General features: G+C 59.0%; 8 protein-coding genes and 1 tRNA gene. 4 read left to right on the top strand and 5 right to left on the bottom strand.

Going from position 1 to position 16,286, the window contains the following annotated elements:
- Positions 1-59 precede the first annotated feature (59 nt).
- The 3 genes from HDF09_RS13710 (at position 60) to HDF09_RS13700 (ending at position 8,114) form a co-directional block, all read left to right on the top strand.
- On the top strand, positions 60-1,445 hold the full coding sequence (locus tag HDF09_RS13710; protein WP_183767267.1) for an efflux RND transporter periplasmic adaptor subunit: 1,386 nt from the start codon (positions 60-62) through the stop codon (positions 1,443-1,445).
- Complete coding sequence (locus HDF09_RS13705) at positions 1,442-4,600, top strand: multidrug efflux RND transporter permease subunit (RefSeq protein WP_183767265.1); 3,159 nt, start codon at positions 1,442-1,444, stop codon at positions 4,598-4,600. Before HDF09_RS13710 ends, HDF09_RS13705 begins: the two co-directional genes overlap by 4 nt.
- 181 nt (positions 4,601-4,781) lie before the next feature.
- Complete coding sequence (locus HDF09_RS13700) at positions 4,782-8,114, top strand: efflux RND transporter permease subunit (RefSeq protein ID WP_183767264.1); 3,333 nt, start codon at positions 4,782-4,784, stop codon at positions 8,112-8,114.
- A gap of 94 nt (positions 8,115-8,208) precedes the next feature.
- Here the strand turns inward: HDF09_RS13700 and glgP are convergent, their stop codons facing one another.
- The 4 genes from glgP to HDF09_RS13680 form a co-directional block, all read right to left on the bottom strand.
- Complete coding sequence (gene glgP, locus HDF09_RS13695) at positions 8,209-10,005, bottom strand: alpha-glucan family phosphorylase (protein ID WP_183767263.1); 1,797 nt, start codon at positions 10,003-10,005, stop codon at positions 8,209-8,211.
- A gap of 192 nt (positions 10,006-10,197) precedes the next feature.
- Complete coding sequence (locus tag HDF09_RS13690; protein WP_183767262.1) at positions 10,198-11,571, bottom strand: pyridoxal phosphate-dependent decarboxylase family protein; 1,374 nt, start codon at positions 11,569-11,571, stop codon at positions 10,198-10,200.
- Positions 11,572-11,573: 2 nt separating this feature from the next.
- Complete coding sequence (locus HDF09_RS13685) at positions 11,574-11,876, bottom strand: hypothetical protein (protein WP_183767260.1); 303 nt, start codon at positions 11,874-11,876, stop codon at positions 11,574-11,576.
- 114 nt (positions 11,877-11,990) lie between these two features.
- The gene (locus HDF09_RS13680) at positions 11,991-13,655 is read right to left on the bottom strand and encodes an adenosine deaminase family protein (RefSeq protein WP_183767258.1); all 1,665 of its coding nucleotides are present in this window, start codon (positions 13,653-13,655) and stop codon (positions 11,991-11,993) included.
- Between the two features lie 204 nt (positions 13,656-13,859).
- Between HDF09_RS13680 and HDF09_RS13675 the strand changes: the two genes are divergently transcribed.
- Positions 13,860-13,934: transfer RNA gene (locus tag HDF09_RS13675), tRNA-Phe, on the top strand.
- Between the two features lie 680 nt (positions 13,935-14,614).
- On the opposite strand, the gene HDF09_RS13670 is transcribed toward HDF09_RS13675, so the two are convergent.
- Entirely contained in the window at positions 14,615-16,234 is a 1,620-nt protein-coding gene (locus tag HDF09_RS13670) for a Na+/H+ antiporter (protein ID WP_183767256.1), read from the bottom strand.
- Positions 16,235-16,286 lie beyond the last annotated feature (52 nt).

Raw genomic sequence — 16,286 nt, 5'->3', positions numbered from 1 at the left:
GCACAGTCATCCATTTGTTCGTGCAGTGAATTTTTTCCGAGAGAGCAGAGACCATCTCCATGCTGTCAACGCAAGTAAATGAGAGAGAACGACACGACGGGGCGGCCGCGGATGAGCCGCAGAGGAACACGCGCCAGGTAGAGCCGATGCCGGAGGAACCGAAGGGGTCGCCGGCGCGGAAGTGGATTGTGGTGCTGGTGATTCTGGCGGTGGTGGGGGCGGCGGTGTGGAAGATCCGCCGGAACACGGCACAACAGACCGGCGTCCAGATGATGATGGCGGCGCAGGCGGACCGGCCGGCTCCGGTACAGGTCTCCGCGGTGCAGCAGAAGACGATGCCGATTTTTTTGACGGCTCTGGGGACGGTGACGGCGTACAACACGGTGACGATCAAGTCGCGTGTGGATGGGCAGCTGATGCAGGTGCCGGTGCGTGAGGGGCAGGCGGTGCGGCAGGGACAGGTGCTGGCGGAGATCGATCCGAAGCCGTACCAGGCGGCGCTGGAGCAGGCGCAGGGGCAGTTGGTGAAGGACCAGGCGAATGCGGTGAACGCTCGCGCGGAGGCGGCGCGGTATGAGGCGCTGCTGTCGGCTGGTGTGGTTTCGAAGGAGAGCCAGCAGGCGCAGGCTTCGACGGCGGGGCAGGCGGAGGGGTCGATTGCCTCGGACCGCGCGGCGATTGAGGCGGCGAAGGTGAACCTGGGGTATACGAAGATCTTTTCGCCGATCAATGGGGTGGTTGGGCTGCGGCAGGTGGATGCTGGAAATATTGTGCATGCGGCGGATACAAATGGGTTGCTGGTGGTGACGCAGCTGCAGCCGATCGCTGTGATCTTTACGTTGCCGGAGGATCAGCTGCCGCAGGTGTTGAAGAAGACGCGCGCGGGCGACAAGCTGGTGGTGGAGGCTTATGACAGGGCCGCTGCGACACACCTGGCGAGCGGGAGTCTGCTGACGGTCGATAACCAGATTGATACGACGACGGGGACGGTGAAGGCTAAGGCTGTCTTTGAAAACAAAGACGGCGCGCTGTTTCCGAATCAGTTTGTGAATGTTCGGTTGATCCTGCAGGAGCAGAGGAATGCGGTGGTGATTCCGGCTTCGGCGCTGCAGACGGGGACGCAGGGGAACTTCGTCTATCTGTTGAAGCAGGGGCAGCCGCCTGCTGATCCGTTGGCGAAGAAGGATGCGGATGGGCCGACGATTGAGCTGCCGGAGAACAAGACGAACTTTTATGTTGTGGCGCAGACGGTGAACGTGCAATTGACCGAGGGGACGCAGGTGATCCTGAGCGGCGGCGTGAAGCCGGGAGACCAGATTGTGGTGGATGGACAGGAGAAGTTGAAGAACGGAAGCAAGGTGTTTCCGAAGACTGTTCCGGCGAAGGCTGGAGATGGAACGACCGCTGAGCTGGGGATGACGAATAACGCGGGGCAGCCCTCGTGAGTCCTTCGAAGCCATTTATTCTTCGGCCGGTGGCCACCTCGCTTTTGATGGTGGCCATTTTGCTTGCGGGGTTTGTCGCGTATGAGCAGCTGCCGGTGTCGGCGCTGCCGCAGGTGGACTATCCGACGATCCAGGTGCAGACGTTTTATCCGGGGGCGAGCCCGGAGGTGATGGCGTCGTCGGTGACGGCACCGCTGGAGCGGCAGTTTGGGCAGATACCGGGGCTGAGCCAGATGACTTCGTCGAGCTCGGGCGGCGGCAGTGTGATTACGCTGCAGTTCGATCTGGCGGAGTCGATTGATATTGCGCAGCAGGATGTGCAGGCGGCGATCAATGCGGCGTTCAGCTATCTGCCGAAGGATCTGCCGAATCCTCCGGTGTATAGCAAGGTGAATCCTGCGGATGCGCCGATTATGACGCTGGCGCTGACTAGCGACACGCTGCCGCTGGCGAAGGTGGAGGACCTAGCGGATACGGTGATCGCGCAGAAGATCTCGCAGCTTTCGGGCGTGGGGCTGGTGTCGATTAATGGTGGGCAGAAGCCGGCGGTGCGGATTCAGGCGAACCCGACAGCGTTGGCGAACTACGGATTGAGCCTTGAGGATATTCGGGCTGCGATCGGAACGACGAATGTGGATCAGGCGAAGGGAAATCTGAATGGCGCGAGCCAGTCGTACACGATCGGCGCGAACGATCAGCTACCTTCGAGTGACGCGTATAACCATGTGATTGTTGCTTATCGGAATGGGTCGCCGGTAAGGCTGTCGGATGTGGCGAATGCGGTCGACAGCGCGGAGAACCTGTTTCAGGCAGCGTGGATGGGGACTGCGGCACAGTCTGGTGTGGGCGGGCAGCAGGCGCGCGAGGCGGTGTTGAAGCCGGCGGTGATTGTGAACATCCAGCGGCAGCCGGGGGCAAACATCATCGGCGTGGTGGATGAGGTGCAGAAGATTCTGCCGCAGCTGCGATCGACGATGCCGGCGACGGTGCAGTTGCAGGTGCTAACGGATCGGACGAATACGATTCGGGCTTCGGTGAAGGATGTGCAGTTCTCGCTGGTGCTGACCATCGGGCTGGTGGTGATGGTGATTTTCCTGTTCCTGCGGTCGATTGCTGCGACGATTATTCCTTCGGTTGCGGTGCCGCTGTCGATTGTGGGGACGTTTGGGGTGATGTACCTGCTGGGGTACAGCCTGAATAACCTGTCGCTGATGGCGTTGACGATCTCTACCGGATTTGTGGTGGATGACGCGATCGTCATGATCGAGAACATTGCGCGGTTTCTGGAGCAGGGTGACTCGCCGCTGGAGGCGGCGCTTAAGGGTTCGGAGCAGATTGGGTTCACGATCGTTTCACTGACGGTGAGTTTAATTGCGGTGCTGATTCCGCTGCTGTTCATGGGCGATATTGTGGGTCGGCTGTTCCGCGAGTTTGCTGTAACACTGGCGGTTACAATTTTGGTCTCGGCGCTGGTTTCGCTGACGTTGACACCGATGATGTCAGCCAAGCTGCTGCGGCATACGCCGGAGAGCGAGCAGAATGCGTTCTACAAAAAGAGCGAAGAGTTCTTTGAGTATGTCATTGCTAAGTATGCGGTGGGTGTGCGGTTTGTACTGCGACACCAGACGGCTACGTTGTTGGTGACGCTGGGTACGTTTGCGTTGACGGTGTATCTGTTTTTGATTGTGCCGAAGGGGTTCTTCCCGGTGCAGGATACGGGCGTGCTGCTGGGAATTACTGAGGCTCCGCAGACGATCAGCTTCAACGCGATGAGCTCGCGGCAGCAGGCGCTGGCGAGGATCATTCTGCAGGACAAAGATGTTGAGAGCGTTTCGTCGTTCATTGGGATCGATGGGACGAACTCGACGTTGAACAGCGGGCGTATTCAGATCAACTTGAAGGATCGGGAGCAGCGGAGCTCTACTGCGCTGGAGGTGATTCAGCGGCTGGAGCCGAAGGTTGCGACGGTGGATGGGATTCAGTGCTTCCTGCAGCCGCTGCAGGATCTGACGGTGGAAGACCGTGTGAGCCGGACGCAATATCAATACTCGCTGGAGGACGCGAACGTTGACGAGCTAACGATGTGGACAGGCAGGCTAGTCGCGAAGCTCAACCAGATTCCGATTCTGAGCGATGTGGCGAGCGATGAGCAGATGAGCGGGCTCGAGGCACAACTGGTGATCGATCGTGATACCGCTTCGCGGCTGGGGATTACGCCGCTGAATATCGACGACACGCTGGATGACGCGTTTGCGCAGCGGCAGGTTTCGACGATCTTTACGCAGCAGAACCAGTATCACGTGGTGCTGGAGGTGGCTCCGAAGTATCAGCGGAATCCGGCGGCGCTCGACAACATTTATGTGAAGAGCTCGAACGGGACGCAGGTGCCGCTGTCGACGTTTACGCACTTTGAAGAGAAGCCGACGGCGCTTGTGATCAATCACCAGGGGCAGTTCCCTGCTGTGACGATCTCGTTCAATTTGGCTCCGGGCAAGTCTATCGGCGACGCGGTGGATGCGGTGAACAAGGCTCAGGCAGAGCTGAATATGCCGCCGAGCGTGAAGGGCGAGTTCCAGGGTTCGGCGAAGGCTTTTGAATCTTCGATTGCGAATGAGCCGCTTTTGATTCTGGCCGCGCTGATCGTGGTTTATATCGTGCTCGGTGTTTTGTACGAGAGCTACATCCATCCGATTACGATTCTTTCGACGCTGCCTTCGGCTGGCGTTGGCGCGATTCTGGCGTTGCTTCTGTTCCATGTGGATCTGAGTGTGATTGCGCTGATCGGAATTATTCTGCTGATCGGCATTGTGAAGAAGAACGCGATTATGATGATCGACTTTGCGCTGGAGGCTGAGCGAGAACAGGGGATGACGCCGACGGAGGCGATCTATCAGGCTTGCCTGCTGCGGTTTCGGCCGATCATGATGACGACGATGGCGGCGCTGCTGGGCGGTCTGCCGCTGGCGCTTGGAACGGGCACGGGTAGTGAGTTGAGGCGGCCGCTGGGGATCACGATTGTTGGCGGACTGATTGTGTCGCAGGTGTTGACGCTGTTTACGACGCCGGTGGTTTATCTGTTCTTCGACCGGATTGCGCGCAGATCGCGGCGTTCGAAGGATGTGGAGTTGCACGCGCACGCAGTGTCGGGGGATTGAATGTCTTCGGCTGATTCAACATTTTTGTCTGGGACAGGAAGGCATACCCCAGGGGCTAAAGCCCCTCCTTGCTGACGAGATAGAGAGCTAAGGCTAAAGCCTTGGCGTACCTAGAAGCAAAGACTAGAACAACGGCTAGAAGCAACAGTTAGAAACAACGCAATGGATGGATTAGGGGATTATGCATTTTTCAGCACCATTTATTCGGCGGCCGGTAGCGACGTTTCTGTTGTCGCTGGCGGTGATTCTGGCGGGTGCGGTGGCCTATACGCTGCTGCCGGTGGCTAGTCTGCCGCAGGTGGAGTTTCCTGTGATCTCGGTGGGCGCGAGTTTGCCGGGGGCCGATCCGGAGACGATGGCCTCGTCGGTTGCGACGCCGCTGGAGCGGCAGTTCTCGAAGATTGCCGGCGTCAACGAGATGACCTCGTATTCTTCTACGGGGACGGTGGGGATTACGCTGCAGTTCGATCTGACGCGCGATGTGAATGGGGCGGCGCGGGATGTGCAGGCGGCGATCAATGCGGCGCGGAGTCAGCTGCCTGCGAATCTGCCGAGTAATCCTGGGTACTACAAGGTGAATCCGGCGGACTCGCCGATCATGATTATCGCGCTGACGTCTGACACGATGAATGTGCCGCAGTTGTACGACGCGTGCGACAGCATTCTGGCGCAGAAGATCGCGCAGATACCGGGTGTGGGGCAGACCTTCTGCGGAGGGAGCGCGAAGCCTTCGGTGCGGATTGAAGCGAACCCGATGCAGCTTGCGCACTACGGCGTAGGGCTGGAGGCGCTGCGGGCGGCGATCGGCACAGTGAATGTGAATCAGCCGAAGGGATATCTGCAGGATGACACGCGCCGGTGGAGTGTCAGTGCTACGGATCAGTTGTTTGGTGCGGCGGCGTATGCTCCGCTGATTGTGGCGACGGATCGCGGGCCGGTGAGTTCGGCGCCTGCGAGCACGGGGTTGCCCGCTTCGGTGGCGAGCGCATTGACGAGTAATCCGCAGGCGGTGAGTGGGGGTGCGGGTTCGACTGGCGGCGGAACTGCTGCGAATGCGACCGTGGCGACCGGCTCGACCGCGGTTGTCGCTGCGCCTGTCGTTGCGAGTACCGGGATGGGTGCTGGACCCGGGACTGCGCATGGTGTGGTGCGGATTCAGGATGTAGCGAGTGTCGTCAATAGCGTTGAGGACGTTCATGCTACCGGTGTGTTCAACGGTAAGCCTGCGATTCTTGTGATCGTGTTCAAGACCTCGACGGCGAACGTGATCGAGACCGTGGATAACGTGAAGAAGATGCTGCCACTGCTGGAGGCGTCGATTCCACCGGCGATCTCCGTGCATGTGGCGCTCGACCGGACGACGACGATTCGTGCTTCGGTGAAGGATGTAACGCGAACGCTGGTGATCTCGATTCTGCTGGTGATCCTGGTGGTGTTTCTGTTCCTGCGGGAGGTGCGGTCGACTTTGATTCCGACGGTCGCGGTGCCTTTGAGTCTGCTGGGGACCTTCGCCGTGATGTACCTGTTGGGATATACGCTGGATAATCTTTCGCTGATGGCGCTGACGATCTCGACCGGGTTTGTGGTCGATGATGCGATTGTGGTGATCGAGAATATCAGCCGGCATCTTGAAGCTGGGATGTCGCCGTACCAGGCTGCGATGTTGGGGTCTAAGGAGATTGGATTTACGGTGGTGTCGATGAGCACGTCGCTGATTGCGGTGTTCATTCCGATTCTGCTGATGGGCGGGATTGTGGGGCGGCTGTTTCGCGAGTTTGCGGTGACGCTGTCTGTGGCGATTATGGTGTCGCTGGTGGTGTCGCTGACAACGACGCCGATGTTGAGCGCGAAGTATCTGGAGCCGCATGGCAGGCGGGAGCATGGATGGTTCTACCGTTCGGGCGAGCGGGCTCTAGGGTGGCTGGCAGCGGAGTATGAGTTGGGACTGCGCTGGGTGTTGAAGCATCAGAGGCTGGTGCTGGTGATTACGGTGCTGACGTTTGTGCTGAATGTTTATCTGTACATCCTGGTGCCGAAGGGATTCTTTCCGGAGCAGGATGCGGGTCGTATCGGCGGGCAGGTGCAGGGGCAGCAGGATGTATCGTTCGCGCAGATGAAGAAGAATGTGCTGGCGCTGGCGGCGATTGCGGGGCAGGACCCAGGCGTTGAGGATGTTACGGCGTTTGCGGGTGGGCGAGGAAATTCGAACGGCGGCTTCATGTTCATGTCTCTGAAGCCGGATGCGGAGCGCAAGAAGACGGGAGACACGGCGCAGGTGATCGTGAACAGGTTGCGGCCTAAGGTCAGCAACTTGCCCGGCGTGATTATGTATTTGCAGGCGTTTCAGGATCTGCGGATTGGCGGGCGGAATACGGCGACGGAGTATCAGTACACGCTGACCGGAGACAATCTGAAGGAGTTGAACGAGTGGGGTCCGAAGCTGAAGGATGCGATGGATCAACTGCCGCAGATCAAAGACGTCGCCACGGACCAGCAGCAGCTGGGGCTGAGGGGACAGCTGGTGATCGATCGCGCGACTGCCAGCCGGTTGGGGGTGTCGCCGCTGACGATCGATTCGACGCTGTCGGATGCGTTTGCACAGACGCAGGTTTCGACGACTTACATGCCGCTGAATCAGTATCACGTGGTGATGGAGGTTGCACCGCAGTTCCAGGAAGATCCGGATGCGCTGAAGAGTATCTACGTGAAGAGCACGACGGGGGCGATGGTGCCGCTGTCGGCGGTGACGCACTTTGAGGCGCAGAGGATTCCGCTGGCGGTGAATCACCAGGGGCAGTCGCCGGCTACTACGTTGTCGTTTAATCTGGCGCCGGGGGCTTCGCTGAGTCAGGCGACGCAGGCGATTCAGCAGGCTCGCGTTGATATCGGAATGCCCTCGGTGATTCATGGCGGGTTTGCCGGGTCGGCGCAGGCATTCAAAGATTCATTGAAGAGCGAGCCCTGGTTGATTCTGCTGGCGCTGGTCGCGGTCTATCTTGTGTTGGGGATTCTGTATGAGAGCTTCATTCATCCGCTGACGATTCTGTCTACGCTGCCTTCGGCTGGGGTGGGCGCGATTGTGGCGCTGCTGCTGTTCAAGGTGGATCTTAGCGTGATCGCGATGATCGGGATCATTCTGCTGATCGGGATTGTGAAGAAGAACGCGATTATGATGATCGACTTTGCGCTGGTGGCGGAGAGGCAGCATGGGAAGACGCCGCAGGAGGCGATCTTCGAGGCTTGTATGCTGCGGTTTCGGCCGATCATGATGACGACGATGGCAGCTCTGTTGGGTGGGCTGCCGTTGGCGCTGGGTCGCGGGACGGGCAGCGAGATGCGGCGGCCGCTGGGGATCACGATTGTGGGTGGGCTGATTGTGTCGCAGGCGCTTACGCTGTTTACTACGCCGGTGGTTTATCTGTTCTTTGATCGAGTGAGGGGCAGGTTCTCCCGGGCGTTGCGGGGACGACGGGCTGGGCGGAGGCGGGTGGCAGAGGTTGTGGCTGGGGATTAGCGGTTTGAGTTAACTGCTTGAAAAGCTCAAGACAGGCAACGGCGTGCTTCTGCACGGCGCGATCTGCCATCGATGCTGACGCGCCTTCGGCGCCCTAGACCAAGGCGGGTTCGGCTACTACCGCGTCGGTGGAGCGACGGTGCTCTAGGTAGCTGGTCTGGGTTGGGGATATCGGTGTGGGTGGGAAGTAGGAGTTTTCGAAGTACTGCGCCAACATACGGTGGGTGTTGAAGAAGCTGCCGTTGATGGCGATACAGTGCTGCTGCATATGTGCCCACGCGTGAGGATTGGCGTACATGGGAGCGATCGACTCTTCGAGCTTTTCGTAGAGGCTGGTTGCTTCGGCAGCTTCGTCTTCGCCGTCTTCGATAGCCCAGCCGGTGGTGTTCTCGGCACAGCCTTCGATCCACCAGCCGTCGAGGATGGAGAGCGAGGGGACGCCGTTGAGGGCAGCCTTCATACCGGAGGTGCCTGAGGCCTCGTAGGGGCGGCGGGGCGTGTTGACCCAGACGTCTACGCCCTGAGTAAGGAGAGCGCCCAGCTCCCAGTCGTAGTTTTCGATGTAGTAGATCTTGAGGGCCGAGGAGTTGAGCTTGGCGGCAGAGGCGAATACGTCGCGGATGAGGCCTTTACCGGCGACGTCGGCGGGATGGGCCTTGCCGGCGTAGAGGATCTGGAGGCCGCCGATCTTTTCTGCGATCTCGACGAGGCGTTTGGGATCGTGCAGAAGCAGGCTGGCGCGCTTGTAGGTGGCGACGCGGCGGGCGAAGCCGAGGGTGAGGACGTTGGGGTTGAAGTGATGGCCGGTGCGTTTGGCGATGGCGCTGAAGAGACGCAGCTTGCCTTTGTTGTGAGCGGCGGCGATGCGGGCCGGGTCGATGCCGTAGACCGAGCGGAGGTAGTGGTTGTCGGTGCGCCAGTGAGGAATCTCTTCGTCGAGAAGCTCCTGAAACTGGGGGGACAGCCAGGTGGCGGCGTGAACGCCGTTGGTGATGGAGTAGACCTTGTAGCCGGGGAACATCTGCTGGGAGACCTTGCCGTGCTGCATGGCGACGCCGTTGACGAAGCGCGAGAAGCGCAGGGCGATGTAGGTCATATTCATGAGGCCGTTGTGGAGACAGCCGAACTGATCGATGGCGGCGGCGCGGTCGTTGCCGAGAACCTGGTACATCTGGTCGACACCGAACTGATCGTGGCCTGCGGGGACCGGGGTGTGGGTGGTGAAGACGCACTGCTGACGGACGAACTCGATGTCGGCTTCGGTCGCGTCTTTGAGGGGGGTGCCGGCGAGGTGGTCTTCGAGGAGGCCGATGGCGAGGAGGGCGGCGTGGCCCTCGTTCATGTGATAGACCTTCGGTTTACAGGCGAGAGCGTCGAGTAAGGAGACACCGGCGAGTCCGAGAACGGTCTCCTGACAGAGACGGTAGTAGGTGTCGCCGCCGTAGAGGTGGTCGGTAAGGCGGCGGTCCCAGGGGTCGTTGCCTTCGACGTCGGTGTCGAGGAGGAAGACAGGGATGATGTGGCCGGTGACGCCGACGACATCGAAGCGCCAGGCACGGACCAGAACCTGACGGCCCTGCATGGTGAGGGCGATGATCTGGTTGGCGCTGGGGAGAGTGGTCTCGGGGGACCAGGGGACGTCGGCTTCGGTCTGCTGGCCGATATCGGAGAGCTTCTGGCGGAAGTATCCGCGGCGATGGACGAGCGAGATGGCGACCATGGGGGCGGCGGTGTCGGCTGCGGAGCGGAGGGTGTCGCCGGCGAGCATGCCGAGGCCACCGGAGTAGGTGGGCAGGGCCGGAGAGAGAGCTATCTCCATGGAGAAGTAGGCGATGGTGCGGGTGGAGAGATCAGGTGTCGAAGCAGGGATGTTGGCGGAGGGAAGAGTCATGCGGTGGTTGATCCTTTTTCATCCGGTTTGTATCTCGACGCGACGATGGCCCAAGGTTGCGCCGTCATAACTCTCTATCGGTGGATGAGATGCGCTGGAGATCCGAAAGAGATCGTTGGTGCTTCAAATTATGGCTGATTCTACCAAACGCTCCCCCTCCAAAAGATGGAACTCTGGTTATGTTTTCTCATGCTATCGGGGTATTGACGGTACTTGATGGACGGCTGCGGCCTGAAGGCGTTTCCATAAGTGGTCTAACCAAAGGAGATGCTCCGGTTTCATGAGGACGGATCGGAGGCAGATGACTTTGTCTTCCGTATCATTTGGGGGGGTATCTTGCCAGGTATTATGTGGAAAAAAACGCACTGGAAGTTTGGCGAGGGCGAGGTGGAGATCGTTTTTGGCGGCTTCGTCGAAGATCGACTGCGCGAGCGCCGAGGAGGCCTCCGGGGTGGGGGCGTTGACGGCCCAGAAGACGATATCAAGCTGCGGCGGGCTGGACGGGGTGTGGAAGTGGGTGGATTCGGTGAGGCGGCGGTGGAGTTCGAGGGCTGCGGTGTGACTGGCTTCGAGTCCCTGGGCGAAGGCGCCGCCGGGAGTGTAGGGGAGGAGCTGCTGGGTGGCCCAAAGAGCTACGGCTGAGGCGCCGGCGCGGGAGCACTCGAGTGAGATCTCGCCGAGGTGGAGGTCTTTGGAGGAGAAGTAGGTGTAGGGGGAGTCGTGCTTGTAGAAGCGGCCGACGGCTGGGTCGCGGAAGAGGATGGAGCCGCAGCCGTAGGGTTGGAGGCCGTGCTTGTGGGGATCGATGACGATGGAGTCGGCGTGGGGGATGGCGTCGAAGGCGGCGCGGGTCTCGGGGGAGAGATTGGAGGCGAGGGTGAAGTACCCGCCGTAGGCTGCATCGACGTGGATGCGGAAGTTGAATTTTTTCTGCAGGGCGAGAACTTGGTCGAGTGGATCGACCGAGCCGATGGCGGTGGTGCCTAGCGTGACGACGACGGTGCCTATGTTTTGGGTTTCGAGGAGACGCTCGAGTGCGTGGAGGTCCATGCGGCCGCGCTCGTCGGAGGGGGTGGTGAGGAAGGGCAGGCCGAGGACGCTTGAGATGCGGCTGTGCGTGTAGTGCGCCTGGTCGGAGGCTGCTATTGCCTTGCCTGGCGCGAGTTGGCCGGCGACCCAGAGGGCTTCGAGGTTGGCGAAGGTGCCGCCGCTGGAGAGGTGACCGAGATGCTGGGGCCAGTGAAACATCTTTGCGAGAGCGGCAACGGCTTCGATCTCCATGGCGGAGCTGGCGCGGCCGCCGTCGAGGGCGTGGTTGTTGGGGTTGACCGACATGGCCAGCGCATAGGCGGCGCGAGCGATGGGGTGGGGCGGCTTCAGCATCTGGCCGGCGTAGAGGGGATGGGCGTAGGGGTAGTTGTCCTGCAGGCGGCCGGCTACCTGATGGAGGATCGCAGAGGCTGATTCGTCCAGCGGGGGCGCGGGGTTTGCGGGGAGGTGGGCAAAGCCTTCGTCAAGGTGCTGTTGGGCGGCGTCGAGGAGTTTCAGGAAGTCATCGGCTGGCATGGCTAGTAGATCTCGTGGGTGACAAAACCAAGCTTGATGACGAAGCCAACGATTGTGGCGAGGACGAAGGCGACGGTCGTCCAGAGGGCGAGCGGGCGAAGGTGTTTGGTAAGAGCCTCAATAAGAAGGATGAGCGCGAAGAGGACTGTAATGAGGATCAGGCCATCTACGACAAAGTAGCGTGTAGTGGTGGGCGTGGTTACTGTGAGGCCCCAATGCAAATTAAACGGATGGGCGAAGCTGCCAATGGTGAAGGCGAAGAGGAACAGGAGGAATTGGAGGATGGCACCAATGATTTTTTTCATGGATTGGCTCTGGGATTGAGTTTAGCTCGGCCTCTGAAGATACGGAGAAATTGGGATCGACACACTCAACTGTTGCTGTGATCCGTCGAACATCACACTGTCTCTTGTGATCTCTCAAGGTAGATTGGACTCGAAGAGATCGTAGCGGTGTTCGAGCTCCCACTGTTCAGCCGCTTTTTCGCTGGACTGAAGAAAGCTCAGGCAGTTTGGGGTTGGATTTGCGCCTCCTAAAGGCTGTCCGGCACAGGCTGCGACGGTTTTGCTGAAGACGTCGGGCTGCTGCCAGAGGCTGGGGCCGGGAAGGAAGTCGTGCTCGAGGCTGGTGCGGGCGGATTGCTTGAGGTCGAGGTAGGAGAGGTTGAACTCCATGGCGGCGCGCGTGTACTCGTTGGTGAGATCGATGCGGGAGACACCCTCGTCGTCGGTGGAGAGGGCGATGGGAACGCCGGCGGCGCGATAGGACGGAAGGGGATGCCAGGGCGTGGTGACTCCGAGGATGACGTCGTTCGAGGTGAGGTTGATCTCAACCATGATGTGACGGTCGGCTAATTCTTTCAGCAATGCTTGAGGCTCGTTCTCGTACATGACGTCGACACCGTGGCCGATGCGTTCGGCGTGGCCAAGGTCGACAGCTTCGCGAATATGAAAGCGAAGACCGTCGGGTGGGACGAGGCCAGGGGCAATCTCGCCGGCGTGGAGGGCAATGTGGACCTTGGGGTAGACGCTGTGAAGGTAGTCGAGCATCAACATCTGGCGGTGATATTCGGACATGGACAGGTAGACATCTTCGGGCTGGACGAAGTTGAGTCCGACGACGCGCGGGTCCACCGAGGCGACCTCAAAGGCCAGCAGGGTCTGCGCGAAGACGTGCTGTGGTGGGAAGGCGCGGAGGACTTGGTAGAGAAAGCGAACCTTGACGGAACAGGCCGATCGGGCGCTGGGTTGGCCGCAGTTTTCGATGCGGTCACGAGCGTCGAGGGCGTCATCAAGCTCTTTGCGATCAACGGCGACTTCGTCGCGGAGGCCCGCGTTGAGGAGGGTGTCGCGGAGATGGCTGAGGTCTTCGCGGCTTGTGCCGGTGGCGTCGCCAGTGCGGTTTTGCGCGGGATCGGCAGGGGTGGAGGGCCAATCAATGTTCGAGACGATCTTCGAGAGGTCGGTGAAGATGGGTGTCTCCATGACCTCCAGGTATTGCTCGTTCTGGGCGGCAGCGCGGGTGGCGACTTCGTCGAGCCATTCTCCGGTGTGGGATTTATTGAGACTTCGGAAGCGGTCGAAGGTGGAGAAGAACTGATCGTGCCCGCTGACGCCCGCGCTGGGCACGAAGGCGCGCATGGAGAAGGAATCGACGAGAGCGTCGTAGAGTTTCTGGTCTTTGAAGGCGTCCTCGGCACGGACATTGCCCTCGCCACAGACGGGCTGCGGCGGGATGCTGCGGGTGGTAGCGGACGGCTTGATGAAGCTGTGGGTGGTGGGGTCGACGCAGAGAAGATCGGCAGCTCCATCCTTAATAAAGGTCTCGGCGTAGACCGCTCCCGAGAGGTGCATGTGCAGGTCCGCGCCCTTGGGCATGCGGGTGAGGAAGGCATTCAGTTGGAGAGGGCTTGGCCTGGCGGTGTTGAAGGCCTTGATAGCCCGCTGTTCGCGTGGCGTGGGAGTCGCGGCGGTTCCCTTCGCAATGACCGATGCGGCCCGTGGTGCTGCGATTTGCGCGTGAGCAGCGGTGACGAAACAAAGAAGAAATGATGCAGGCGTGATGGTTTGGAGACGATGGAGCATGGGCGTCCTTGAAGTTCGAATGATGAGAAAGGATAGCGCGATACGGGTGAGTTGGCGGTATGGCTCGGGATTGCTATACTTAGAATGCGTTTGCGTTGCTGGCTCCCCGCCGGCGATGGGCTCCCCTGAAAAGCCGGGGCGACAGATGTAGCACTAGCGCGCGGCGGTTCTTGGCGATCCCCGATAACAGGCGTTCCATGCCAAGGCCAGATAGCTCAGTGGTAGAGCGCGGCCCTGAAAAGGCCGGCGTCGGCGGTTCGATCCCGTCTCTGGCCACCACTTTAGAATCAATAGCTTAGCAAGGAGTTCCGCACTAGTTCTCCGAGGCCATTTTTAGTCTTTCCTTGTAAGTTACTGAAAACAAACAATCGATGATGTTCCCGTATTGTTCCCCAAGCGTAAAAATCCTTTTAGACCCCCCATGCAGTGAGCCAATCCGTCGTGCAGTTTGTCAGTGGTTACCAGCATTGTGGAGCAGTTGATGAAGCTCCTTCGCAAACACAATGCTTGTGCGAGGAGGTGGGCTCGCCTCACTGTAGCCCATACCTGCGCGATCGTAAGAGCATACGCAAACAAAACCAGCGATTTGCAGTTGTACATTTTGCCAGGAGATGAACGAATCACCAAGCCCTGAGTCGAGGATGACGGATGGTGACCCCTGACCAGTGCAGTAGATATGCATCTTGTAGCCACCCACATCCACAAGCCGGCCAGGCATCGGAAAAGCGTTTCGTTCACGGAAGAGAGAAACCGTTTGGTAAAGACCTCCGATTGCTATTGTCGTAAGGAATAGCAACCTAATGCCTTGAACTGTGCGTCTCCATGAGACATGGAACCGGAGGAGCCTAACGGACACCAGAGTATGCCTCGCCTTCTATTGATGACAACGTAATACCGAGGTCATAAAGAATGCATATGGAGGCGAGAAAACTTTGAAAGACCATCTTCAGATGATTGCACTATAACGCCAATATCGAGCCTGTATGCACGCGGCTCTCTGCAAAGTCGAGCTCCCGCTGTAACGTCCGCAACACCTCATCGTCGATTCTCTCCTCATTCCGTAGCCGAATGAGTGCCTCCCGCTCTACCTGGAGTGCCTCCAGAATTTCCTCATTCCGGCGACTCTGATCGACCAGTCCTTTCACGTGCTCTTCGCGTTCTGCAGGCATCGCATCGAGTCTTCGTTGGTAGCTCGCGATCAGTTCTCCAAACATGGCCGACTGATCATGGTTCTTCGAACGCTTGCGGCTCAAATGGGCAATTGCTTCCCTGAACAACACTCTCCGAGCTTCTTGCTCTTCAGCATGAAGCGATGTCTCACCAGCTAACCCCAAGAGCCGGATCAATGTCGGCATCGTGAGTCCCTGGAGGACAAGCGTTGTAAAGATCAAACAGAACGCCAGATAGATGATCATGCTTCTTTGGGGAAATAGTCTTCCGTCCGGCAAAGTGTAAGGCAAGGAGACCGCAGCCGCCAGCGACAGTACTCCCCGCATTCCACCCCAGCCGATGATGAAGACGGCTGCCGGCTGAGGAGCGACAAGATCGGGCTTCTTTGCCCATCGTTGAAACCAGTAGGAGAGATATGTCTCTCCGAAGATCCATATCATACGAACGGCAACCATAGCGAGACTGAAGCCTATGCCGTATCGAAGCAAAACTGAATGGCTCATTCCGTTGATTTGCCCCATAACATATGGCAATTGAAGACCAATGAGAATGAAGACGATGCCATTCAAGATGAAGGTAAGCGCGTCCCAAACTGCTGCCGCTTGAAGTCGTACTCCCGGGCTCATGTAGGTAACACTCATGCGGCTCATGTACATACTGCACGCGATCACCGCGATCACGCCGGAAACGCCTGCCCTAGCACCAAGCAGATATGTTGCATACGGAACGAGAATACTGATGACGATCTCGATGCCGCCGTCATCAACCCACTTCTCGAACCATGCCACGATCGCTCCCACAGCCAAGCCTATAAGTACCCCTCCGCCAATCAAAAAGACCAGACGTCCAACTGTCTCGACGATGGATGGAGTTCTTCCCGTCATCAAGATCAGGAGACCAAACTGCAACGCAACGAGACCGGTGCCATCATTTACGAGGCTCTCAGCTTCAAGAATCTCGACAATCCATTGCGGAAGGCCAACACGGCGTGCGATCGAGGTCGCAGCGATAGCGTCTGTTGCAGCGACCACCGCACCAAGGAGAACTGCGGATCTCCAATCAAAGCCAGGCAGCAATTTTCCGGCCGACAACGCTAAGCCGATGATCGTGAAGAAGACCAGTCCGACCGCAAGCTTCGCAATACTCGAGAAATTTCGCTGGAATTCACGCCAGGAGAGAGTCCACGCCGCGGCATGAAGTAACGGGGGAAGAAACACCAAAAAGACAATGTCGGGGTCCAGATTGATCCGGGGCACTCCAGGCAGAAATCCAAGAAGCAATCCCGCGATGACCAACACAATCGGATACGGAATCTTAAGTTTGCGTGCCAAGGCGGCGAACGAGGCGACAAACATAAGAAGCAATAGGAACAAAGCTTCGACCGATTGCACACCGCCGCCACTTGGCATCACGCGACCCCTCCCAGGATGAGGAGAAACCAAATTGCTTCGCGACGCGAGA

It is taken from the genome of Edaphobacter lichenicola (assembly GCF_014201315.1).
Lineage (GTDB): Bacteria > Acidobacteriota > Terriglobia > Terriglobales > Acidobacteriaceae > Edaphobacter > Edaphobacter lichenicola_B.
The sequence above is the reverse complement of the archived record's forward strand: the minus strand, read 5'-3'. Positions and strand labels throughout refer to the sequence as shown.

Coding starts and splice junctions, on each gene's coding strand:
- HDF09_RS13690 (WP_183767262.1), bottom strand. CDS start 11,571: ATGCCAGCCGATGACTTCCTGAAACTCCTCGACGCCGCCCAACAGCAC.
- glgP (WP_183767263.1), bottom strand. CDS start 10,005: ATGACTCTTCCCTCCGCCAACATCCCTGCTTCGACACCTGATCTCTCC.
- HDF09_RS13700 (WP_183767264.1), top strand. CDS start 4,782: ATGCATTTTTCAGCACCATTTATTCGGCGGCCGGTAGCGACGTTTCTG.
- HDF09_RS13670 (WP_183767256.1), bottom strand. CDS start 16,234: ATGCCAAGTGGCGGCGGTGTGCAATCGGTCGAAGCTTTGTTCCTATTG.
- HDF09_RS13685 (WP_183767260.1), bottom strand. CDS start 11,876: ATGAAAAAAATCATTGGTGCCATCCTCCAATTCCTCCTGTTCCTCTTC.
- HDF09_RS13680 (WP_183767258.1), bottom strand. CDS start 13,655: ATGCTCCATCGTCTCCAAACCATCACGCCTGCATCATTTCTTCTTTGT.
- HDF09_RS13710 (WP_183767267.1), top strand. CDS start 60: ATGCTGTCAACGCAAGTAAATGAGAGAGAACGACACGACGGGGCGGCC.